The 24,845-nt window shown below is 31.5% G+C and carries 16 protein-coding genes; 9 read left to right on the forward strand and 7 right to left on the reverse strand.

All coding sequences use genetic code 11. The features are described 5' to 3' along the window. Positions 1 to 44 precede the first annotated feature (44 nt). Genes M4I23_RS11215 through M4I23_RS11235 form a run of 5 tightly spaced genes read left to right on the forward strand, consistent with a single transcriptional unit; the run spans position 45 to position 5,666 of the window. Positions 45 to 1,388 (forward strand): NAD(P)/FAD-dependent oxidoreductase, encoded by a 1,344-nt coding sequence (locus M4I23_RS11215; RefSeq protein WP_249754447.1) that lies wholly within the window; start codon positions 45 to 47, stop codon positions 1,386 to 1,388. A 3-nt stretch (positions 1,389 to 1,391) separates the two neighbouring features. Further along, positions 1,392 to 3,014, forward strand: a complete 1,623-nt coding sequence (locus M4I23_RS11220) for a 4Fe-4S dicluster domain-containing protein (protein ID WP_249754448.1) — start codon at positions 1,392 to 1,394, stop codon at positions 3,012 to 3,014. Then, a complete protein-coding gene (locus M4I23_RS11225; protein WP_249754449.1) occupies positions 3,014 to 3,490 on the forward strand; it encodes a toxin-antitoxin system YwqK family antitoxin in 477 nt (158 codons plus the stop codon). The genes M4I23_RS11220 and M4I23_RS11225 overlap by 1 nt, the downstream gene beginning before the upstream one ends. Next, positions 3,487 to 4,179 (forward strand): glycosyltransferase family 2 protein, encoded by a 693-nt coding sequence (locus M4I23_RS11230; protein WP_249754450.1) that lies wholly within the window; start codon positions 3,487 to 3,489, stop codon positions 4,177 to 4,179. The genes M4I23_RS11225 and M4I23_RS11230 overlap by 4 nt, the downstream gene beginning before the upstream one ends. Then, positions 4,176 to 5,666, forward strand: coding sequence for a cellulose synthase family protein (locus M4I23_RS11235; RefSeq protein WP_158844828.1), 1,491 nt, complete (start codon positions 4,176 to 4,178; stop codon positions 5,664 to 5,666). The genes M4I23_RS11230 and M4I23_RS11235 overlap by 4 nt, the downstream gene beginning before the upstream one ends. Before the next feature lie 40 nt (positions 5,667 to 5,706). Here M4I23_RS11235 and M4I23_RS11240 read toward each other — a convergent pair whose 3' ends face one another. From M4I23_RS11240 to M4I23_RS11260, 5 genes are all read right to left on the reverse strand, one after another. Then, entirely contained in the window at positions 5,707 to 7,638 is a 1,932-nt protein-coding gene (locus tag M4I23_RS11240) for a putative porin (protein ID WP_249754451.1), read from the reverse strand. A 230-nt stretch (positions 7,639 to 7,868) separates the two neighbouring features. After that, complete coding sequence (locus M4I23_RS11245) at positions 7,869 to 9,212, reverse strand: DUF4302 domain-containing protein (RefSeq protein ID WP_158844833.1); 1,344 nt, start codon at positions 9,210 to 9,212, stop codon at positions 7,869 to 7,871. A gap of 6 nt (positions 9,213 to 9,218) precedes the next feature. Further along, the gene (locus M4I23_RS11250) at positions 9,219 to 10,073 is read right to left on the reverse strand and encodes a putative zinc-binding metallopeptidase (RefSeq protein WP_249754452.1); all 855 of its coding nucleotides are present in this window, start codon (positions 10,071 to 10,073) and stop codon (positions 9,219 to 9,221) included. A gap of 29 nt (positions 10,074 to 10,102) precedes the next feature. Further along, positions 10,103 to 11,608: a RagB/SusD family nutrient uptake outer membrane protein gene (locus M4I23_RS11255; protein WP_158844839.1), complete on the reverse strand. Its 1,506-nt coding sequence runs from the start codon at positions 11,606 to 11,608 to the stop codon at positions 10,103 to 10,105. A gap of 15 nt (positions 11,609 to 11,623) precedes the next feature. Then, positions 11,624 to 14,992 carry a SusC/RagA family TonB-linked outer membrane protein gene (locus M4I23_RS11260; protein WP_249754453.1) on the reverse strand — a complete coding sequence of 1,123 codons (3,369 nt, stop codon included), beginning with the start codon at positions 14,990 to 14,992 and terminating at the stop codon, positions 11,624 to 11,626. A gap of 252 nt (positions 14,993 to 15,244) precedes the next feature. Here M4I23_RS11260 and M4I23_RS11265 point away from each other — a divergent pair, with 252 nt between their 5' ends. From M4I23_RS11265 to M4I23_RS11275, 3 genes are all read left to right on the forward strand, one after another. Continuing rightward, a complete protein-coding gene (locus M4I23_RS11265) occupies positions 15,245 to 15,844 on the forward strand; it encodes a ribonuclease HII (RefSeq protein ID WP_249754454.1) in 600 nt (199 codons plus the stop codon). A 100-nt stretch (positions 15,845 to 15,944) separates the two neighbouring features. Next, a complete protein-coding gene (locus M4I23_RS11270; protein WP_249754455.1) occupies positions 15,945 to 18,374 on the forward strand; it encodes a ribonuclease HII in 2,430 nt (809 codons plus the stop codon). 50 nt (positions 18,375 to 18,424) lie between these two features. Beyond that, positions 18,425 to 19,474: a nucleoid-associated protein gene (locus M4I23_RS11275; RefSeq protein WP_158844851.1), complete on the forward strand. Its 1,050-nt coding sequence runs from the start codon at positions 18,425 to 18,427 to the stop codon at positions 19,472 to 19,474. An 89-nt stretch (positions 19,475 to 19,563) separates the two neighbouring features. Here the strand turns inward: M4I23_RS11275 and argS are convergent, their stop codons facing one another. After that, positions 19,564 to 21,339, reverse strand: coding sequence for an arginine--tRNA ligase (gene argS / locus M4I23_RS11280; RefSeq protein ID WP_249754456.1), 1,776 nt, complete (start codon positions 21,337 to 21,339; stop codon positions 19,564 to 19,566). Between the two features lie 457 nt (positions 21,340 to 21,796). Between argS and M4I23_RS11285 the strand changes: the two genes are divergently transcribed. Continuing rightward, positions 21,797 to 23,866, forward strand: a complete 2,070-nt coding sequence (locus tag M4I23_RS11285; protein ID WP_249754457.1) for an ATP-binding protein — start codon at positions 21,797 to 21,799, stop codon at positions 23,864 to 23,866. Positions 23,867 to 23,868: 2 nt separating this feature from the next. Here the strand turns inward: M4I23_RS11285 and ctlX are convergent, their stop codons facing one another. Beyond that, the gene (gene ctlX, locus M4I23_RS11290) at positions 23,869 to 24,804 is read right to left on the reverse strand and encodes a citrulline utilization hydrolase CtlX (RefSeq protein ID WP_249754458.1); all 936 of its coding nucleotides are present in this window, start codon (positions 24,802 to 24,804) and stop codon (positions 23,869 to 23,871) included. Between the last annotated feature and the right edge of the window lie 41 nt (positions 24,805 to 24,845).

The raw sequence follows: 24,845 nt of genomic DNA on the forward strand, positions 1-24,845 counted from the left end.
TTCCTATCTTTAAAACGACCTAAAGAAACACAATTCTAAAAATTATGGAACATATTGTTATAATCGGGAATGGAATTTCGGGTGTTACCGCAGCGCGACACATTAGAAAACTTTCTGATAAAAAAATCACTATTATATCGGCTGAAACCGAATATTTTTTCTCTCGAACAGCTCTTATGTATGTATACATGGGACACATGACGTTTGAACATACACAACCCTATGAAAATTGGTTTTGGAAAAAGAATAGAATAGAACTAAAAAAAGCTTTTGTTAAAACAGTTGAGACTGAAAACAAAACGCTTCATTTTGAAGATGGTGGTTCTTTAACTTACGATAAGCTCATTATAGCTACAGGAAGTAAACCTAACAAATTTGGTTGGCCTGGTCAAGATCTAGATGGCGTTATGGGCATGTACCATAAGCAAGATTTAGAAAATCTAGAAAAATATGCACCAGATAATAAGGTTTGTAAACGAGCCGTAATTGTTGGAGGTGGATTAATTGGCATTGAAATGGCCGAAATGTTGCACTCGCGCCATATTCCGGTAACATTTTTAGTAAGAGAAGATAGCTTTTGGAATGGTGTGTTACCTGAAGGTGAAAGCAAAATGATAAACCGTGAAATTTTAAGTAGCGGAATAGATTTACGTCTTTCTACAAACTTAAAAGAAATAGTTGCCGATGAAAACGGTAATGTTAAATCGGTTATTATTGATGAAACAGGAGAAGAACTTTCTTGTAACGTTGTTGGTTTAACCGCTGGAGTTGCTCCAAATATAGACTTTATAAGAGATTCTGGTATTGAAATAGGACGCGGTATAAAAGTGAATCGTTACCTAGAAACTAATGCAGAAGGTGTTTACGCTATTGGTGATTGTGCCGAGCAACATGAAGGTATTGATCAACGTCGCCCTATTGAAGCTGTTTGGTATACTGGCCGTATGATGGGAGAAACCTTAGCACAAACTATTTGCGATAATAAAACACAATATAAACCTGGCCATTGGTTTAACTCTGCCAAGTTTATCGATATAGAGTACCAAACCTATGGTTGGGTTTGGGCGCAAGCCAAAGACCATGAATCTCGTTTTTATTGGGAACATGAAGATGGAAAAAAATGTATTCATATTAATTACGATAAAACAACTCGAGAATTTATTGGTATTAACAATTTCGGAATACGAATGCGTCACGAATTTTTCGACAAGATTTTAAATGAAAAGCACACGGTAGATTATGTTTTAGAACATTTAGCCGATGCTAATTTCGATCCTGAATTTTATAAACTTCACGAAAAGGAAATCGTTGCAAAATTCAACCAAGAAAACAATACTAACATTCAATTAAAAAAGAAAAGCTGGAAACGTATTTTTAGCAAAGCATAAGATATGAAAGCAATAAAACAAACCGGTTTAGTCCTTTTTCTATTAGGACTTGCCATATTTATAGGATCTATTTTCACAGGTTCTTTCAGTTTAAAACAAGCTGAGCTTGATACTTTTTTAAAGGAGAAAAACTATAAAAGCAGCATTATTGGACCAGAATTACAAAAAGCACTTGTAACCTCCGAGGGTTTAAATATTTTTCAATTTTCTAGTCGTGTTATAAATGCATACAAGGTTTCTAATGCTCATTATGATGATCTTATTAAAAAATATGATGCTGAAAAAAATTGGGACGAAAAAGGAAAACAATTTCAATATAAAATTTCGGGTAAACCGCATAGCTTAAGTTTTTCTCTCGCAAAAACAGCAGGTAAAGGCCCTGTTCCAGATAACACAGGACTTATGTGGTTTTTAACGTTTGGGTTAGCCATTATTGGAGCTCTTATGTTTATGCTTCCTGATATTATTTTATTAGGAAAACCAGGCATTAAAAACAACGGTATCTTTTTAAACGCGGCTACAAACCGCGGCTGGATTGGTTGGTTTGCTTTTATCTTTTTAGTTACATTCTACATTCTACTTTATTTCTTTCCAGACTATATTGTAAACTGGGTATATTTAGTAGACCCTATTAGCAAATCTATAAGCGGAAATCCTGCAAGTCAATGGTTTTTATATGGCTTTTTATACTGTACAGTAATGTCGGTAATGGCTGTTAGAATGTACATAAAATACCGCCATAACAAATATCAAATATTAAGAACGACTTCGGTTTTATTCTTCCAAATTGTATTTGCTTTCTTAATTCCAGAAATTTTAGTTCGTTTCGAGAAACCTTGGTACGATTTTAAAAATGCTTTCCCTTTAGATTACGATTTTTTCTTCAGATGGAATTTAGACGAACTTCTTGCTAGTGGTGCCTTTGGTTTATTCATTTTAGTTTGGGGTGTTGTTTTAACTATTGTTGTTGTACCAGTTATGGTTTATTTCTTCGGAAAAAGATGGTATTGTTCTTGGGTTTGTGGTTGCGGTGGTTTGGCTGAAACTTTAGGAGATCCATACAGACAACTTTCTAGTAAAACATTACTTTCATGGAGAATGGAGCGTATTATAATTCACTCTGTACTTGTTTTTGTTCTCGTGATGACAGGTTTTGCTTTATACACTTTCTTTTCAGGCTCTGGAGAAGTGCTAGGTATTAAAACACAAACTATACAAGATATTTATGGCTTTTTAATAGGCTCTATTTTTGCCGGTGTTATTGGTACAGGCTTCTACCCTATTTTCGGTAACCGCGTTTGGTGTCGTTTTGGATGTCCGTTAGCTGCATATTTAGGTTTTGTACAACGTTTTAAATCTAGATTTAGAATTACTACAAATGGAGGACAATGTATTTCTTGTGGAAACTGTTCTACTTATTGCGAGCAAGGTATTGATGTTAGAGCTTATGCTCAAAAAGGAGAAAATATTGTACGCTCTAGTTGTGTAGGTTGTGGAGTTTGTTCTGCTGTTTGCCCAAGAGGTGTTTTAAAATTAGAAAACGGACCAGAAGAAGGACGTATTAACCCAACAGATGTTTTACTTGGTAACGATGTTGACTTAATGGATTTAGTAAATAAAAAATAATGAAATATATCTGCTACCTGCTTTTAGTTTCTATGTCTTTCAATAAGTCTGACAATGAAACTTATGTAAAAACATTTTACGAAAACGGAAGTTTAGAATCTGAAGGCTGGGTTAAGCAGGATAAAAAAGAAGATTATTGGAAGTTTTACTACGATAATGGTCAAATTAAAAAAGAAGGTCATTTTTCAAACAGTAATCCTATAGAATATTGGTATTTTTACGCCCCAAATGGATTAAAAGAAAGCGAAGGCCACTTTGTTAACGGAAAAAAAACAAATTGGTGGGTGTTTTATGACCATTCAGGACAGGTTAACCACAAGTGTCAACTTAAATTTAATCAGAAAAATGGGTATTGCTTAAAGTATAAAAACGGCGATATTATTTCTGCTAGCAAATACAATGCTGGTAAAAAAATTAAAGAATGGTACAACCTAAAAGATTTTAAAAAAGAAAACAACCTACTTAATTTAAGATGACCCAAATAAAAGTCATAATTCCTGCATACAACGAAGCAGATTCCATTACACACGTTATTAAAGCCATTCCTGAAATTGTTGACGAAATTATTGTGGTAAGCAATAACTCTACCGATGATACAGAAATTAATGCAAAAAATGCAGGTGCCACCGTTTTAAAAGAAACAAACAAAGGCTATGGATATGCTTGTTTAAAAGGCATGACGTATATTGCGAACCAAACTAATAAACCAGACATTATTGTGTTTTTAGATGGTGATTATAGCGATTACCCCGAAGAACTCACTAAAATAGTTACACCTATAATTAATGATAATTTAGATTTTGTTATTGGAGCACGTGTAAAAGAATTAAGAGAAGTTGGGTCTATGACTATGCCACAAGTTTTCGGAAATTGGCTCGCAACAACCTTAATGAGTTTGTTTTTCAATGCAAAATTTACTGACCTTGGTCCATTTAGAGCCATTAAATATGATAAGCTACTGGCGCTTAACATGGAAGACAAAACCTATGGCTGGACAGTAGAGATGCAATTAAAGGTTTTAAAGCAAAAACTATCATACATTGAAATACCTGTTAATTATAGAAACAGAATAGGCGTTTCAAAAGTGTCTGGCACGGTAAAAGGTGCTATATTTGCAGGCGTAAAAATCTTGGGATGGATTTTTAAATACAGTATAAAAAAATGATTTTAGAGAGCATAATAATTACAATTTACACCATTGCATTACTACTTATTTTAATGTACGCATTGGCACAACTCAACCTACTGTTCAATTACTTATCGGCGAAAAGAAAAACCGATACTTCTGTGAAATTCGATTTATCTAATCCAGATGAAATTCCGTTTGTTACTATACAACTTCCTGTTTACAATGAAATGTATGTTATGCAGCGCCTACTGGATAATATAGCAAAAATTGACTATCCAAATAATAAATTAGAAATTCAGGTTTTAGATGATTCTACAGATGAAACCATAGAAACCACTAGAGCACAAGTAGAAGCACTTAAAATAACAGGATTAGATATTAAGCACATTACCAGAACTAATAGAGTTGGGTTTAAGGCAGGTGCTTTAAAGGAAGGTCTAGAAATTGCTAAAGGTGAATTTATTGCCATTTTCGATTCTGATTTTCTTCCTAAAAAAGACTGGTTAAAACAAACTGTTCCCTATTTTAAAGACTCTGAAATTGGTGTTGTTCAAACCCGTTGGGGACATATCAACAGGAATTACTCTATACTTACAAAAATTCAAGCCTTTGCTCTAGATGCACATTTTACTCTAGAACAAGTTGGACGAAACAGTAAAGGACATTTTATAAATTTTAACGGTACTGCAGGTTTATGGCGTAAAGCTTGTATTCTCGATGCTGGAAACTGGGAAGGCGATACTCTAACCGAAGATCTAGATTTAAGCTACCGTGCGCAACTTAAAAACTGGAAATTTAAGTATTTAGAAGATGTAGAAACTCCTGCAGAACTTCCGGTTGTTATTAGTGCCGCACGTTCGCAACAATTTAGATGGAATAAAGGTGGTGCGGAAAATTTCAAAAAAATGAAATGGCGCGTTCTTAAAAACAAAAACATTTCAACTAAAACAAAAATACACGGCTTGTTGCATTTACTAAACAGCACCATGTTTTTAAATATTTTATTGGTTGCTATTTTAAGTATTCCAATGCTTTACATAAAGAATGAATACGCACACTTAAAAACGTATTTTATTGTAATGAGTTTCTTTGTAATAAGCACATTAATATTTTTTATCTGCTACTGGGTAATGTATAAAAACATCTATGGTGGTGGCGTAAAAAATTTCGTTAATTATATCGGGATGTTCTTTGTGTTTTTCTCAATAGCTATGGGCTTTTCGCTACATAATACTATTGCTGTAATTGAGGGACACATAGGTAAGAAAAGTGAATTTGTACGCACACCAAAATTCAACATTAGTAAGTTTAAAGATAACTTAAAAACAAACCAATACATCAAGAAAACAGTATCTATAAACGTGATTTTTGAAGGTTTACTGATGGCTTATTTCGCTTTTGGTATGTATAGCGCCTTTATTGTTGGAGACCAAGGTGGCGATTTCGGGCTCTTCCCGTTTCACCTTATGTTATTTTTAGGCTTCGGATTTGTATTTATAAAATCGTTAGTATCAAAAGTTTAATTTGAAGCTTTAGTTGAAATTTTATAGCAATAAACCTTTCCTATAAAAAGAAATTCCAAACTACACCAAAACGTATTGAGAAATCACGATACGGATAATTAGGTGCCGAATAATAATTGTATCCGGTAAAGGCTGCATTAAAATGCTCTGCTTTTAAGAAGATTCGCGTTTGACGTATTCTAGCATTTAAGAAGAAATCTAACCTAGGAAACTCCCCTATCTGTTGGTCGTTTTGGATATAAAACTCTGCTAAAACAGGATCGTAAGCATTCATGTTATACTTTGTGAAATAATTTAAAGTAATACCTGTTTGCAAATACATAGCCTTTTTAAACAAATGACTAGAATAATACAATGTGTTACGCATATTTAGTTCTGGTACATTTAAAACACCTTCCCCATTTGTTACGTTTTGATACATAAAAGTATTATTCAGTGCAAATTTCCCCACTCTAATTTCTTTATCAAGTTTAACTCTTAAATAGTTTATAGTCCCGCCGTATTGTGTTGGAGCAACTAGCTGAGATGTTTCATCTAAATGAAAATAAGCATAATCTGTAATTGTAGAATAATCGATACTTAGGTTTAATATTTTATCGGATTTTAATTCGAAGGCCAACTGTTGAGTTTCAGTATTATTAAAGTTATTCCTCCAATTGTAATTTAAATAATCACTTTGATACAGTAAGAAGTTAAAATTAGGTGCTTTTGAACTGTGATTAAGAGAAGCGATGGCTTGGATATCATCATTTAATTTGAAGCTAGCCTGTCCTTTTAAAAAGTTACCATCGAAATCACCTGAAACATTAAGTCCAAATTCACCAAGTAAATCGAAACCTCTGTATTGTTTATGATACTTTCCGCCAGCTGAAAGAACATCTCCTTTAATTCTGTTGATAATAGTAGTTCCTTCTAAAATTACAATTTTATCATAACCATAATTAAAATTATCGTATCCTAAATTAAACTGTAAATCACCAATAATATTATTACTGTAATTTAATTGAAATTGATTATAAAAATGCTCTAATGTAGCACGATCTTTTAAACTAGAACTTTTAAAAGCATCTCCAAAAATTTCTGTTTCAGCACTAGTTTGGCTGTATTCAAAATACTTATCTTCAAAAGAAATAACCTGACCTAAACTTAAATTATTTCGAGATAAAGAATCTTTTTGATTAATAAAAGCATAATTATGTTCCAAATGAAAACGTTTTGCTTTTAGAATACTTTCAGCATTTTCAAAATTTACATCTAGAATAGAGCGATCTATAAACTCTTCGTCACCAGACTCAAAAAACTCAACACTTTCATCTTCAAGTCCACCATTTTCTTCATTAAACAAATCTTGAGTTACAATATGGCCTCGTGCATGATATCTATTATTTTCTGAAGTATAGTTTGATGTAAGCCTAAAGTTTCCCGTACTCGTCACTATATGTTGATATTTACCAATAGAACGCATGCCTTTATAAGCAATTGATAAATTAAAACGCGGACTTGTATTTACAGTAAAAAAGGCATCGAGAAGTTGTCCTTGCTCAAAGGCCGTTTTGTACATTAACTCGGTTAACGGTGTTGGTACGCGGTAGTAATTAATATCTTCAATTTCCATGAAATTAAAATGCCTAGCACGTGCGCCTAAATTTGGCACTAAATCGGTGTTTTTAAAATTATAAGTTAAGCTATTATAGGTTTGACCTAAATTTGAAAAGGCTATTAAACCGAAATTATCTTTTCGTAAATAATTGAATTTATATTCTTTTTTTATAGATAGCGTTGTATCTACGAATGTTGTATCGTTTTCGTGAGAGATGATAAGATAGTCCTGAATTTTCGGTTTCTCTTCTTTTTCATCTTTTCCTTTTGTACGCTTTGTGTTTTTACCTTCAGAATTTAAACTGTCTTGTTTTTTTAAATTAACAGTTTGACCTTTCGGTAATTCACGTGGTGAATCTTGAGCGCTTACCATGTTAAACACGAGCAAAAAAAGGAATGACAGAATTATTTTATTCATAAATACAAAAATCTTGCTTTGGTTTTACTTTTACAAATATTACCGTTGCAAATGTAAAGACAAAATATGATAACGCTGAAAAATGCTGAGAATTATTTATTACTTCTTTTTTATTGGGTTTAGCAAAAAAAAACTCTAAGCTAAAATTTAGCTTAGAGTTTTTTGATTTGAAATTATATGGCTAATTAAAACGTCCAATAATCAATTTTGTAGGCAGGATTATCAGCATTTATTAAACCAAACGTTCTATTAGAAAAGTTTTGATAAGTTCCTGAATTAACGGTGTAATAACCTTTTTCAGAACCTACCATAACATCTAATAGCGGTTGGAGAATAGCGGTAAAGAAATCAGGGGCATTGGTATCTCCTGTAAAAGCAAACTTCACGATACCAGTGCTTTCATCATAAGTAAATGATAAATCATAAAAAACATTACCGTAATTAGTTCTAACATCAATGTATGGAATTCCTCCGGTATTCAGTTCCCATAATATAATGTTAGTAATTTCAAGCCCAGGCAAAGCACTATTAGCAATATCATTTGAAAAATTCTCATAAAAAGTATTAAATGGAGAACTATGCTTAAACATTTCGGCCAAATTAAATACACCAGCCTCATCTCGAATACCAAAAGCATAAGAATCTAATGGAGTAACAGGCTCATTTCCATAACCTATTTTTGCTGTAATCCCATTGCTTGTAGAAACATACTCGAAACCAGAAGTTTCGTCTAAAACAAAGGTTTCGAAAACAGCTCCATCAACTTCTAATGCAGGACTTATAATTAAACCTTCCTCTGTAAATGCAATCCCAAAATTTTCATCAGAAATAGAACCATCCTCATTTATTATTGTAGGATTAGCAAAAAGTGTAACGCTGTCATAATTTAAAGCGTATTCTTTTAAAGTAGTTCCGTCTATACTCATAAACGGGAATGATGTTACAGCATTACCATTTACAAAAGCCTCTCTACTAGCTAAAGATTTTTCAACACTAGCTGTACTTTCTGGTTCAAAATCAGAAAAACCAGTTGGAGTAAACACTAAATAACCAGTGTCTCTATTTCTAACATCTCTAAAAGAGAGTACGCCATCTTCATTACCGAAATATTGAAACACAGAGGTTCCTTTAAAACCTGTCCCAATGGCTCCTTCAAGCTCAGGATTACTTACTTTTTGAATATGATTACGCGTTGTAAATACCAATTCATTTGTTGTGCCATAACGTACATCATAGGACGAAGATTCTATAGCTGTATCAGAATCAAAATCTGAAGTCATATCTACGCTTCCATCTGCATTAAACTTCATGTAAAATGTAAATCCTCCAAACTCATCATTTTTGGTAAAATAAGTTCCTTTATAGCCGTTCTGTTCTGATGTTAACAAGTTTAACAACTCACTATTTTGTCCCGCAATTCTTTCAGCTGGCGATTCTGAAAACAATTCTCCTTCATCATCATTATTACATGAAACAATCGAGAAAAACACTAAACAGATTAGCCAATAATTTTTAAATATTTTTTTCATAATTTTTTAATTTACTAATTCTTGAGTTGCTGTATCCATTATAGCTTGTAATTCATAAATATCTATATCAAAATTAGTTTGATAATAATCTACAACCATAGCTTCCTTTTGTCTAATTATTGCTTTGGATTCCTCATTGGAAATACTTTCTACAATAGCATCAAAATCTTCCTTTGAGTTTGTTAACATTTCAGAAACCATTTCCACAAAATCTTCTCCCTCTTGACTTGAACCGTAGGCCGTAATATAACCTAACTCTCTAGCTTCAGCATCTGTTCTATTAAACCATTGCGCTGTGTAATCTGCAGGGTTTATTTGACCATAAGCTACATCAAACGGAATATTTTGATTTAAAATATGCCCGTATTCATGTTGTACTGTTTTTAGAGGTTGTTTAATGCTATTAATATCTGTGAAATCTAAAAAGTCGATATTAAACAATGTTATTTTTGTTCCAGCCTCTGCAACACCTAAGGTAATTGTTGGACTGTTAGGATTATAATTAAAACTACCTACCAAAGTAAACTGACGAGGTGCAATTTTCTTAATAAAATTTGTTCCTCCAACTTGTGTATAAGGCTCAATCCATGCTTTTTGCAAAGCTTCTGCAACTGGCCTAACACTAGCATCTAAAGGAGGGTGTAAATACCTATCAATATCAGTATCATTAATATCCCATTTATAAAGCACCTCTATATTATAAGGCGTTACAAAACTACTTCTAAGCCACACGTCTAAATCGTTTAAAATAGGCGTACTTGTATCTATTTGACTTGCTCCAACACCATCTGAACTCTCTGCACATGACGTTGAAAAAGTCAAACCTACAGATGCTAATGCTATATATATATATTTTTTCATTTCCGTATTATTATTTATAATTTATATAATTACCTTGGATTTTGTTGTATACCAAAAGATTGCGCCGCTTCTGGAATTTGTACAACTCTTCTATTATCTCCTTTTGGTAAAGTGTATACATTCCCAAATATATCTTCATGATCTACAACCATATTAAGTCTTTTTATATCAAACCAACGTAAACCTTCGTTATAAAAAACAGTTCTTTTAATACTTAATACACAGTTTACAAAGGCTAATGCATCTGTTGGTATGGTGTAAAACGGTGTAAATAAATCTGCATCGGTAACTTCAAATCGTTCTTGCACATTATCAACACTTAATTCATCAAAATCAGCTAAATAACCTGCTGTTTTTACTGAGTAAGACATATTTATATCTTCAGTAGCTTTTTCCAAATTACCCAACATAGCGTAAGCTTCTGCTCTATTTAACAATGCCTCGTCTGTAGATAATAAAACATACGCAACATAAGTATCTCCAGTTCCTGCTGCTTGATTTATAACTTTAAAATATTCTTGAAACTTTGGTATATTATAAAATAAATCACCACTTCCAAAAACACTATATGACCAAGGTTGTCCCGTACCATTCGTGCCAGGAAAAACCTCATCTCGCTTATCACTATTTAATTGATATCTAGCAGAAAAATGATACCTATTATAAAGTGATTCTGCAGAAACTAATAAAAGATTAGCTGGCTCGAAGTTTGAAGACGTGTATAATGCCGTTTGTTCCGAATAGGTTGCAGGTCTGTAATTATTTGGCCAATCTCTTAAGGCTCCTACTCCTCCAGAGCCAATAGCTATGGTACTTTGAGTAATTACTTTTTCCCATTCTCCTATTTGCAAATAAAATCTAGAAGCAAAAGCACTTGCTGCTTTTGTTGTAAAATGATATGCTGATATAGTATAATTATCCTCTATTAAAGGTAAACCTTCTTCAAGATCTTTCTTTATATTATCATATACGCTCTCAACCGTACCTCTTTCATATTCTCCTAAAAGTACATTTTCTGGTTCGGTAACATACGGAATACCTATACTAGAAGCCGCCGTTGTTGGATCATACGCTTTCGAAAATATATTAACTAACATATAATGCGCATAAGCTCTACAAACTAAAGCTTCTCCTTTTAAATAATTTAATTCGGCTCCACCACCAAGTTCTTCTATGGATAGTAAAGCTTGGTTTGCTTGCGCAATAGCTTTGTAAGCACTATTCCAATAATTAGTAGGCGAATCTATATCCGTATTATTTACATCATCCCAAAAGAACATACGTTCATTAAGTGTTGTAGCAAAATCGATACCAGTATCTGCACTTGGGCCTTTATCTCCAGCGTTATCAGACATAGGTTCTAAAAAAGGGACATATGCACCTTCAGGATAAGCTCCTACTAACAATTCCGAAATTTTCTCTGCAGAATTTATTGTTGTTCTATTGTCTGGCGATTCATCTAGAATATCACTACATGAAGTTACCATTAAAAGCGTCACAAAAACAACGCCTATATTATATTTTATATTTCTCATAGTATATTATTATTATTAAAATCCAACGTTAAGTGAAAAAGTAAACATTTTAGAAATTGGGTAAGCAACACCACCTGATCTAAAGAACTCAGGATCTTGACCCCCTAATTTTGAATCTGAATAAATTAAAAATGGATTTGTGCTTTGTAAACTCATTCTAACATTAGAAAGGCCTAAACGTTCTGTTACTGGTTTATCCAAAGTATATCCCAATGATATATTTTTCATTCTAATAAAACCACCATCTGCAACTCGTTCCGTAGAATAGTTATAAGCATTATATGCTCTTTCTAATTCATTACTACCGTAAGATTGTATTAAACTAGAAGACGCTATTGTTGGAACATTAGTAATATTCTCATCTCCAGGAGCAATCCATCTATTAACAAACTCTCTTGGAAATACATCTAAATCATCGTACTCTGAGTCATAAGCTGCGTTTAGTCTAACTTTATTACCGTCAGAAAAAGATACAAAGAAACTAAAATCCCAATTCTTATAAGTGAAGTTATTTGCTAAACCACCTGAAAGGTTTGGTTCTGTTCCACCTTCATATTGCAAATAATCTAAAACGTTATCAGTGTCTTGAAAGTCTATTAAATCGTAAGGTTTAGAAGGATCAAAATCTGGATCTTCCGTTAAAAATGTTGGCAACCCCCATTCGTTTAAACCTTCAAATTTAAAAGAAAACAATGAACCTTTTGGATATCCAACAGCATTCCCTCGTCCTGTTCCTGTTACTAAATCGAATACATTTGCTTCTTGTTTTAAAGAAGTAACTTCTTGATTAAATTTAGAGATATTAAACCCTGTTTTCCATCTAAAATTATCCGTATCAACATTCACCGTATTCAACTGAAATTCAACACCGTTGGTTGTCATTTCTGAATTATTCCCTAGCTTTATCGACTCTCCACCAATACCTGTTGTTCTAATTAAATCTATTAAATCTTTACCTTTTCTAAAATAGGCATCAAAATTCATCATGATTCTATTATTAAAGAAACCAATATCTAAACCTAAGTTTAGCTCTAAAGTTTTTTCCCAAGTTAACTCCGTATTTTGTAAATCTTCTATATTAATATAGTTTTCACGATCATCATTATAATTCCTATCTGTAATCTGATTTCTAAAAACAGCTAAATTATTGGTAGCATTATTAGCCAACAGAGCTACTAGACCATAACTAGGTCTAAACGCTAAACTAGAAATAACATCAGATTTTTTAATAAAATCTTCTTTATCAACATTCCATTTACCACCTATTGTATATGTTGGTAACCATCTAGAATCTGAAGATTTCCCTGCTCTATTAGACCCTTCGTAATTCCCGGTAAGATTTAATACATATTTTTTTTCAAAATCGTATGTTACATTAGCAAAAAATGAAACCTCACGCTGTCTTGTTTCTGAAGAAGAAAAGTATGGATTACCTTCTAAAATTGCTTTTTTCAAAATATCTGGATCTGTAAAAACAGTACCACCTCTATCAAACTGATAACCGTAACCTGTATTTTTACTTTCACTTCTATCTGCATAGCGATACTCTTGACCTCCATAAACTCTTAAACCATGAGCATCATCTTTAAATCTTTTTGTCCAATCCAAAGTATTTCTAAAAGTATAAGTAACTAAGGTGTTTTTTGAGGTTATTAAAAGCCCCCCAACCGGAAGAACAACTCTTGCTGGTTCATTTGGTGTGTCTGGATCTGAAAACAAGAATGTATTTTGATCTCGAACAATAGTAGTTTCGTCTGATCTATATGCTGCAGCAACATTTGAATTTTCCGTAATTGAATGTTCATTATTTGATGTAGCATAACGCGACGACCCTAAGAAATTATAGGTTAAATTATCATTGATTTTATACTCTGCCTGGCCTTGAAATTTAATATCGGAAACATTAATTTCAATACCATTGTTACCTAATTCATCAATAATATTAAATGGTGCCCAGTTATATCTTGAATACTCCAACTCACCATCGTCATTTCTGGGACGTAACGCTCTACTTGTATTTAAAGCATAACTAAATGGATTAATATCAAAATCTCTTGTATAAGAACCACTAACTAAATCTTCTTCTCTAGCAAAAGTACCCGGAGCCAATTGATTTCTAATAGAACCTTGTATTTGCGTTGTTATCTTTAACTTATCATCACTTAAGTAATACGTATTTCTTAAATTACCAGTAATTCTACGAACACGATCCGCTATAGACCACCCGCCATCTGTATAATATCCTAAAGAAGCATAAGTTGTTGAATTTTCTCCACCACCAGAAAAACTTAAACCATGAGTTTGAGTTGGTGCAGCATTAAACAATGTTTTAAACCAATCATGATTAGCTAATTCATATTGTTGTAAAAATTTTGCTCTCGCCTCAGGTGTGTTTTGTAATTGATACTGTCCTGTACTTTCGTCATAATTATTGATAGCTCTGTACATAATATTATATATACCACCATAACGACCTTGAAAAGAAGAAGGTAAGTCTAAAAACCCTTTAGATTCCATTTCTCTATAAACAGAAACAGTTTCTTGAGAATTTAATAAATCATAATTAGCATATTTAGGAACAGCTCTAACCGCATATTCTGACGTATAATTAAATGTAGGCTTTTGATTTTTTTTACCAGATTTAGTTGTAATTACAACAACTCCATTTAAAGCTCTTGCTCCATATAAAGCAGTTGCTGAAGCATCTTTTAAAATTTCAAAACTTTCTACATCTGATGCATTTAAACCAGCAACGGCAGAACTTAATAGTGTACTAGCATCTCCCGAAACTAAATCTGAGACACTCAAGCTAACAATTTCTTCTTGCAGAACACCATCAATAATCCAGATTGGCTTAGTATCTCCCAAAATAGAAGACGATCCACGAATAGTAATTCGAGGTGCAGCTCCAAAAGTACCAGTAACATTTTGCACACTTACACCTGCTGCTCTACCCTCTAAAGCTCTAGAAATATCGGCAACACCATCGAGCTTAATATCTTTCGCTTTAATAGTTTGTGAGGCCCCTGTAAAAAGCTCTCGCTTCACGTTTTGATATCCCGTGATAACCACTGTATCTAAACTTTCCACATCTTCTGTCATTACAACATTAATGATACTAGCATCTTGTACTGTAATAAACTTTGTTGTTAAGCCAACAAAGCTCATTTTTAATACTTCACCAGCTTTAGCCATAATAGCATAGTTCCCATCAAAATCCGAAACAACTCCACGACTACTACCTTTAACTATAACAGTAACTCCCGCTACAGGAACTCCATTTGTGTCAGTAATTAAACCTGAAATTGTTTTTTGTTGAGCATAAGAGAACTGATTTGAAAACACTATAAATAGCATTAGCAAACATGTCAATTTTAATTTCATAAAATAAATATTTGAGTTAGTCAATCACAAACATCTTAATATAATCTTAAAAAAACAAAGAAATATGTTAAAATCTTACCAAAAACTTAACGTTTAGTGTTATTTATAAATTAGATATCTATAATTTATGAAATATTGAAACCACTGCTCAAATAATAACAAAATATTATCAATGCCACAAAACCTAATTTTTTAGTGTTTTATTTCTCTATATCAATAAACAAAAGTTCATACTTTTGGAACAAAAAGAATATGCTTTTAGCAAATCACTCAAACATCATTTTAGAATGTGGCACAGACGAAGCTGGACGAGGCTGTTTAGCCGGGCCAGTTACTGCAGCCGCAGTAATTTTACCCAAGAATTTTAAAAACATCATTTTAAACGATTCTAAACAGCTTAGTGAGAGAAAGCGTGATATTTTAAAACCTATTATAGAAGCACAAGCGTTAACCTTTGCTGTTGCTCATGTTTTTCAAGAAGAAATTGATATTATTAATATATTGAATGCTTCCATTTTAGCCATGCACAAATCTATTAAACAACTTGAGCCACAGCCTGAATTTATAATTGTTGATGGTAATAGATTTAAACCTTTTAAAGATATTCCCTTTGAAACTATAATTAAAGGAGATGGTAAATATTTAAGCATTGCCGCTGCATCGGTATTAGCAAAAACCTCTCGCGATTTATATATGAACAAAATTCATGAAGAATTCCCAATGTATAATTGGAAACAAAATAAAGGCTACCCTACTAAAGAGCATCGACGAGCTATTAAGGAGTTTGGAATTACAAAATATCACAGAAAAACATTTCGTCTTTTACCAGAAGAGTTACAACCTAATACTTAACTTTATAACCACAAATAAATTCAATTTAACATTTCTAATTAGCACTTTTTTAATATTATAAAACCGAAAAATCGTAGGTTTGTAAAAATTAATTCATTCCATGCGATTTTTTTCAATAACCCTTTTACTATTTATAACCTTAAGCTGTACCAACACTAAAAAGAAGCGTACAGACTTAATAGATTTTATCCCAGAAAACAGTCAGGTTATTATAAAGGCGAGAAATGTGGAAAGTTTACAAAACAGCATAAATAATAATGAGTTAATCCAGCAGTTTTCAAAATCTAAATATTATCAGAATTTAGAAAGTAAATTCGAAAACTTGTCTGTTTTAAAATCAAACAGTCCTATACTAATTTGCTTTTCAAAAGAAAAAAACGATAGTTTAAACTATACGCTTATTACAAAATATCATGACAGTTTATTTATTACAGACTCTTTACCCAATTATAAAGAAGAGATACTTACTTTAAAAAACAATAGCATTTTACAAAGTACCCTTAATGAAAATGTATTTTTTAGTACCGTTATTGATAGTGTTTTTATTGCTTCTTCCTCTAAAAAAACAATTAAAAATACTTTTAACGACTTTACTCTAAATAAAGAACAACAAAGAATTTATAAAAGCACAGACGAGGAAAACTTATCAATAATTATAAAAGCTGACACAAACATCTTAAAGTCTTTATTTATTGAAGATTCAATTAAACTTAAAACCTTTACTAATTACTTAGCTTTAGACACCGAACTTAGCCAAAATTCACTATATTTTAATGGTATAACGAAAGCTACAGATTCTACTAAGAGTTTAATTAATGCTTTTAAAAATACGGTTCCGCAGGTGAATCAAATTCAAGACATCACCCCAAGTAATATTGATGCTTTTATTAGTTTTTCCTTTAATGATTTTAAAGTTTTTAAAAATAACTTAGCTCTTTTTAGAAAACAAGATTCTATTATTACTTCAACTCCTTTATTTGATGAAGTTAATGAAGTTGGAGTAATTTATGAAGAAAAAAATCGAGCTATAATATTAAATTCTTCTGATATTATAGCCACCAAAGATGCCCTGCTAGCAGAGCAAAATATAACAGAAACCTATCGAGATGTTTCTATTTACAACTTTAGTAACCCCGATTTATTTACAAAAATATTCTCGCCTTTAATTTCTACTAATCAAGCCAAATTATATTGCACTTTAGATCACTTTTTTATTTTTGCTGAAGACTCTGAAATGCTTCAAAATATTATTTCAAACTATCAAAACAAAACTACATTAAGCACTAGAAATTACTTCAAAGATATACAGAATGAATTAAGCGATGCAGCTTCCATTTTAATGGTTATTAATTCAAATAGTTTAGAAAATATTATAAAAAAGAATATAACCGAGGATTTAAATTTAAATCTAGAACCTTATAAAACATCGGCATTACAATTTATATATGATAATAATTTTGCACATGTAAACGGTATCATTAAAACAAACAAAGCTAAAGCTGCAGAACAATCGGTTTCCGAAGAATTCAACATAAAACTCGATGCAGATCTATTAAATACACCGCAATTTGTTACAAACCACATTACAAAACAAAAGGACATTGTAGTTCAGGATGTTAAAAATAATTTATATTTAATTTCTAACAGTGGAAAAATTCAGTGGAAAAAACAATTAAAAGGACCAGTCTTAGGTAAAATTGAACAAATTGATATTTATAAAAACGGAAGATTGCAACTAGCTTTTGCAACACCAAATCGTGTTTATCTTTTAGATAGAAAAGGAAAAGATGTTACTCAATTTCCAATAAAATTTAATGATGCTATTACGCAACCTCTTTCGGTTTTTGATTATGACAAAAACAAACGCTATCGCTTACTAGTTACTCAAAGTGAAAATGTTTTAATGTACGATACTAAAGGAAAAGTTGTAAAAGGGTTTAAATTTAAATCGGCACAAAACACCATCATTTCTCAGCCTCAACATTTTAGAATAGGAAACAAAGACTATATTACAATTAAAACTTTAGATAAACTTTTAATATTAGACAGAGTTGGAAAAACTCGTGTTACTCCAAAAACAAAACTGTCATTTTCTGCCAAACCTATTTACATGTATCTTAGTAAATTTACAACCACCACTAATAAAGGCGACCTAATAAGCATTGATACAAAAGGCAACACGACAACAAAAAACATAAACTTATCAGCCCAACACAATATAGCGACAACCAGTAAAACATTGGTTTATCAATCGGAAAATAAATTAACGATTAGAAATAAAACTATAAATTTAGATTACGGAAATTATGCCGATGCAGAAATATTTTATTTAAACAATAAAATCTACGTATCCGTAACCGATATACAATCTCAAAAAACATATTTATTTGATAGCCAGGCTAAATTATTACCTAACTTTCCTGTGTATGCAAATTCTAAAATAGACTTCGCGAACAGTGATAAAGACCAAAATTTAGAATTTGTAACTAAAGGAGATTCTAATTCTGTCTTACTTTATCAAATTAATTAGCCAATTCTTTTAGTTTAAGACTCAAACTATTCTACCTAAAAAACACACTCATGATTACAAGAAAAAATGCCGAAATTTCAAAATTCATCATACATAAAGTTGGTAATAAATTTAACGATACTAAAAACGCCTTTTCGGATAAAGTCGTTGAGTTTGACGAAGCAAGTTACGAGCTCATGTTACCATTTCTACTTCGACCCTTTGGAAGTCTAGTACAGAGTTACCGTTTTAACCACCATGCAAATATTACCTTAAACGAAATAAACAGTTACAGTTCTCAAATGTTTAATGATGAAGAAGCCTTTGTAGAAGTTTCTAAACACATTGTAACACACTTATACGAACAATCTAGTTCGGCACAAATAAAAACAGGGGACGTTCTAGTTGTGATGTTTGAAGGGATAGAATTTAGAGATATCACCACAAATGCTATTGGTATTTTTAAAATTGAAAGTAAAGTAAACTTCTTTCAAACCTATTTAGAAAACAATAATTATGACGTTTTAGTACAAAACGGAATAAGCTCCAAAAAGGTTGACAAAGGCTGCTTAATCTTAAATCAATCTGATGGTGAAGGCAATATTATTTTAACCGTAGACAACAACAGTTACGATGCTGCATATTGGCTTAATCACTTTTTAAACATTAAATATGCCGATGATGCTAACAACCATACCCAACAATATATTGAGCTTTGCAAAGAGTTTTCTACCGAGGTTTTAAAACCGAATTATGGTGCGAAAGAACAAAATAGTTTTATAGCAAAATCTATCGACTTTTTTAAAGAAAACGAAATAGTAAGTGTTGATCGTTTTAAAGATGAATTATTTGAAGAGGATAAACATAAAAAAGAATTCGATACCTTTAAAAAAGAATTTGAAGGCGAACAAAGTTATATTATAAGAAACCAATTTGATGTTGCCGAAGCAGTAGTTACCAAAGAAAAACGAAAAATAAAAACCGATATTAAACTAGATACTAACATACAAATTAAACTAGATATTGATGCGCCCGATGCCTCGGAAGAATATCTGGAACGTGGTTATGATGAAGAAAAAAAGATGCACTATTACAAAGTGTTTTTTAATGAAGAAACATAGATTACAGTTAAAATTAACCAATAAAAAAGTGGCTTTCCTAAAAAGAAAAGCCACTTTTTTATTGATATCAACTTAAGGTTTTAACGTTATTACATACGTTCTGGAACTTGAATTCCTAATAATAAGAATGCATTTTTTATAGTATTTGCAACAGTGTTTGATAGTTGTACTCTTAATTGCTTTTCGATATCATTATCCGCTCCTAAAATAGATACATTTTGGTAAAATGAATTAAATTCTTTCACCAAATCGTATGTGTAATTAGCAATTAAAGCAGGACTGTGTTGCTCTGCAGCATTTTGTATAATCTCTGGAAATAATTGTAATTGCTTAATTAATTCTTTTTCTTTTGGATGTAAATCTGTACTTTTTAAATCTGTTTTTTCTAAATCTGCTTTTCTTAGAATAGATTGAATTCTTGCATACGTATATTGAATAAATGGCCCTGTATTTCCTTGAAAATCAATAGATTCTTTTGGATCGAATAAAATACGTTTTTTTGGATCTACTTTTAAAATATGATATTTTAATGCACCCAGACCTATTATTTTATAAAGTTCTTCTTTTTCAGTTTCAGAATAACCATCAAGCTTTCCTAATTCTTCAGAAATTTCACCAGCCGTTTTAGCCATTTCTTCAACTAATTCATCAGCATCAACAACAGTTCCTTCACGGCTTTTCATTTTTCCGCTAGGTAAATCCACCATACCATAACTTAAATGATATAGATTATCTGCCCAATCGAATCCTAGTTTCTTCAGAATTAAAAACAACACTTTAAAATGATAATCTTGTTCGTTTCCTACGGTGTAAACCATACCTCCAACATCAGGAAAATCCTTTATACGTTGTATAGCTGTCCCGATATCTTGAGTCATGTAGACTGCTGTACCGTCCGATCGCTGTACTATTTTTTTATCAAGACCATCCTCGGTTAAATCACACCAAACCGATCCATCTTCCTCTTTTACAAAAACACCTGACTTAAGGCCTTGCTCTACAAATTCTTTCCCTAATAAATAGGTGTTACTTTCGTAATATAAGGTATCAAAATCGACGCCTAAGTTTTTATAGGTTACATTAAAACCTTCGTAAACCCAGCTATTCATTTCTTTCCAAAGCTCAACGACTTCCTCATCACCAGCTTCCCATTTTAAAAGCATACTTTGCGCTTCAATCAAAATTGGAGCATTCTTTTTTGCATCTTCTTCAGAGCTTCCGTTAGAAATTAACTCTTGAATTTCTTTTTTATATTCTTGGTCGAATTTAACGTAGTAGTTTCCTACCAATTTATCACCTTTTAACCCCGTAGATTGAGGAGTTTCACCTTCGCCAAACTTCTGCCAAGCCAACATACTTTTACAAATATGGATACCTCGATCGTTTATAATTTGAGTTTTATATACTTTTTTACCCGAAGCCTTTAAAATTTCGGCAACACTATACCCTAAAAGATTGTTTCTTACGTGACCTAAATGAAGTGGTTTATTTGTGTTAGGTGAAGAATACTCTACCATAACCGCTTTTTCATCTTCTTTTAAAGAAACCAAACCATAAGTTGTTTCCCCTTTTATATTATTGAAAAAATCGATGAAATACGAATCGCTAATTTCAATATTCAAAAAGCCTTTAACAACATTAAAAGCCTTTACATTACTAATATTATCTACCAAATAGTTACCGATAGTTTCACCTATTTGCACAGGATTTCCTTTTACAAAACGTAACATAGGAAATACAACAACCGTAATATCGCCAGCAAATTCTTTTCTTGTTGCTTGAAATTCTACGGTTTCTAATTCTACTTTATATGAAGATAAAACGGCTTGTTTTACTTGATTTGATAAGGTTTCTTGAAGATTCATGTATTGTAACTTTAAGTGCGCAAAGATAAAATTTTATTTATGCTTAATTATAAAAACTTAGCTTAATATATAAAAGTAAATACTCTGGTTTTTACAATTAAAAAATAGATTGTTTTGTAGCCATATACCTCTGTTAACAAGAGCTATACTATATCACGTTAGAATGTTACGATACCGTGCTAACATGTATTTCATCAGTCTTTATGGCTTTTTACCTATTCGTCGAATATTTGATAAAAAACAATACGTATTTCATCTAATATATCGGTAATAAACCCTGAAAATTAGATTATAAACACAGTTTTCACAAATTTAGCAACATAATGCTATTTGAAACAAAAAATAAATTAATTTTTAAGAACACCTAACTAACAGTTTACTAAAAGTTAAAACAAATATAACCACTCTCATTTCTATCAGGCTATATTGTTTATAACTCAAAGTGTTGTGACGTTTTATGAAAAAAATAATCACGTCTTTTCTATTTTTAACTATCTTTCTTGGTTACGCTCAAACTAAAGAAATAGACAGTCTGTTTATTGAACTCGCTTTTCAAAAACAAGACTCGACTAAAGTTGTACCATATTTACATTTAATTAAATCGCTGTATGCTTTAAAAGAGTATGATAGAGCAATGAAATATGTTCAAGCTAGTGAAAAGTTATCTTATTCCTTCAATTACAAAAAAGGTATTGCAGAAACAACATTTTACAAAGCACTTTACTATGCAGAAAAAAACGATTATATAAATGCGATAAGTGCTTTTGCAAAAGCAAAAAGTTTATTTACGGAACAACATGATGATATTGCCATTGCCAATATCAATAATAATATTGGGGTAATAGAAAGCGAGCGTGGTAACTTTACTAAAGGTATAGAACACTCCTTAGCAGCAATAAAAGTTCTAGAACAAAGTAACTTGAAAAAAGAACTTTGCTTAGCATACACTAATTTAGCCGATACTTACTACAAAATTAATAATCAAGAAGCAGCTATTAATTACAATTTAAAAGCTCTAACATTCCAAGAGCAATTAAAAGATTCAACAGAGATAAACAATACATATAAACGCCTTTCTAATCTTTATTATAATGAAAGCAACCATAAAAAATCTATTTATTATTTTGAAAAATCACTAAATATTAATAGTATCTCAGATACCTTACGCGCGTCGATATACCCTAAATTAGGTGGTGAATATTTAGCAACTAAAAACTACGCTAAAGCCACGAAATACTTAGTTAAAGGCTATAATTTAAACAGAAAAAGTAACAATAAAAAAAATTTACTAACTGTACTAAATAATCTTGGTGATTTAAATTTACAGAAAAACCGTTTAAAAACGGCCAAAAAACAACTTATTGAAGCTGGCGAAATCGCAAAAGAATTAAATAATAAACCAGAACTACTTAAGCAATACAAATTAATGAAAGCTGTTGATTCTACTCAACGGAATTTCTATAATGCTTTTATCTGGCAAGGTAAATATTATGAATTAAAATCAGAGTTAGAATTACCTATTGAAGTTATAAATGCTCCTGTAATCAATTCTGCCTCTATAGATTTAAATTCTGAGTTTAATAAATTAGAGAGTCCTAGTCTAGCAAAAGGAATAACAACACCTAATAATGAGGAAACTGGAAGTAGATTAAAATTTAATCACTATAATTTCATTGTTTATTTTTTAATATTTTCACTTTGTATCTCTATTTTTATTCTAGTAATTCTATACATTAAACGTAATAATAATATTAAAATAATTGCAGATCTAGAAGAAAAAAAGAGCTCACTTGAATTAGAAAACACAGCATTTTTAGAAGAAACGCAAAATCTTGAAAATGTAATCAATGTAAAAGATAAATTATTTTCTATTATCTCACACGATTTAAAAGATTCCCTTTCATCCATAACAGGTTTTATAAACTTACTTAAAGACGGTTCTTTAACAAAAGAAGAGTTCGATACTTTAATTCCTGAGCTAAGTGAGAATGCAAATAATGCATCACTATTGCTTTTTAATTTATTGAATTGGTCTAAATCTCAAATGCAATCACTAGAACCGAAGCCCTCTCTATTTGATGTCCAAGAAGTATTTAAAGATAAAGTACAACTTGTTGAACAACGAATGGAAAAGAAAGGTATTACTTTAATGAATAATTCACTCCGTGATTTTGCTTTTGCAGATAGAAGTATGTTTGAAATAGTGATACAAAACTTATTAGCAAACGCACTTAAATTTTGCAAAAAAGGCGATGTAATAAGCATAACAAACCATATAAACAATGGAAGTTGCATCGTGAGTATTGCTGATACAGGCATAGGCATACCAGAAGCAAACATCAATAAACTTTTTACAAGCACACCTTTTACAACCTCTGGAACAAATAATGAAAAAGGTACTGGTTTAGGCTTACCTATTTGTAAAGAGCTTATTGAACTTAACAATGGTAAAATTTGGGTAGAAAGTATGGTAAACGTAGGTAGTACTTTTTATATTCAGCTTCCTAAATCAAAACCTTTAGAATAAGCTTAAGCTTTTGGCAAAAATACTTCGGCCATCATACAGCGTGCACTTCCTCCTCCACAAAATTCAATAGTACTTAATGAGCTCGACAATATTTTATTATGCTGCTCTAAGCTCTTTATTTGCTGCTTTGTTAAACTATCATAAGCTGCTTGGCTCATAATTAAATAAGCTTCATTATTGTTACCTTTAACTTGCAGCATATTTCCAGCGAAATTATTAACCTGAGCTTCGGTAATATCTATAATGGCCTTCCCATCATCTTTTAAATGTTTAATTACATTTTTACGTTCCTTTTTATCATCAATACTGCTTAAACAAATTACAGCAAAAGTTTCTCCAACACACATCATAACGTTGGTATGATAAATAGCTTTCCTTTTTCCTTCAACAGTTTGATTCGCATTAAAAATAACAGGAAAAAACTCAAAGTCTTCACAGAATTCTATAAATAAATCTTCGTCGGCTCTTGGGGATAACGCACAATAAGCCTTACGATTTACACGATCTAGAATTACACTTCCTGTTCCTTCTAAAAAAACATCTTCATCTTCCGCTGTTGTATAATCTATAACGTTATTTATTACAAATCCATTTTCTTCGAGAGTTTCCAAAATATCTTCACGACGCTCTACACGACGATTTTCGGCAAACATAGGATATAAACCTACATTCCCATTTTCGTGAAATGACACCCAGTTATTAGGGAAAATAGAATCTGGTGTATCGGTATCCTCGGTATCATTAACTACGATTACGTTTACTCCAATGTTTGTTAATTTATCAACATAAATATCGAATTCCTGCTGAGCTTTTGCATTAACCGTTTTAGGTAAAGTATTTTCTAAATCCTTTTGGTAATAATTATTTACAGCCGTTTGTTCATTCATCCTAAAATTAATCGGACGAATCATTAAAATAGTATTTGTAGTCTGTTGCATTTAAACATTTATTTTAACACAAAATTACTTATTTTTAAGGT

Source organism: Algibacter sp. L4_22 (assembly GCF_023473045.1).
Lineage (GTDB): Bacteria > Bacteroidota > Bacteroidia > Flavobacteriales > Flavobacteriaceae > Algibacter.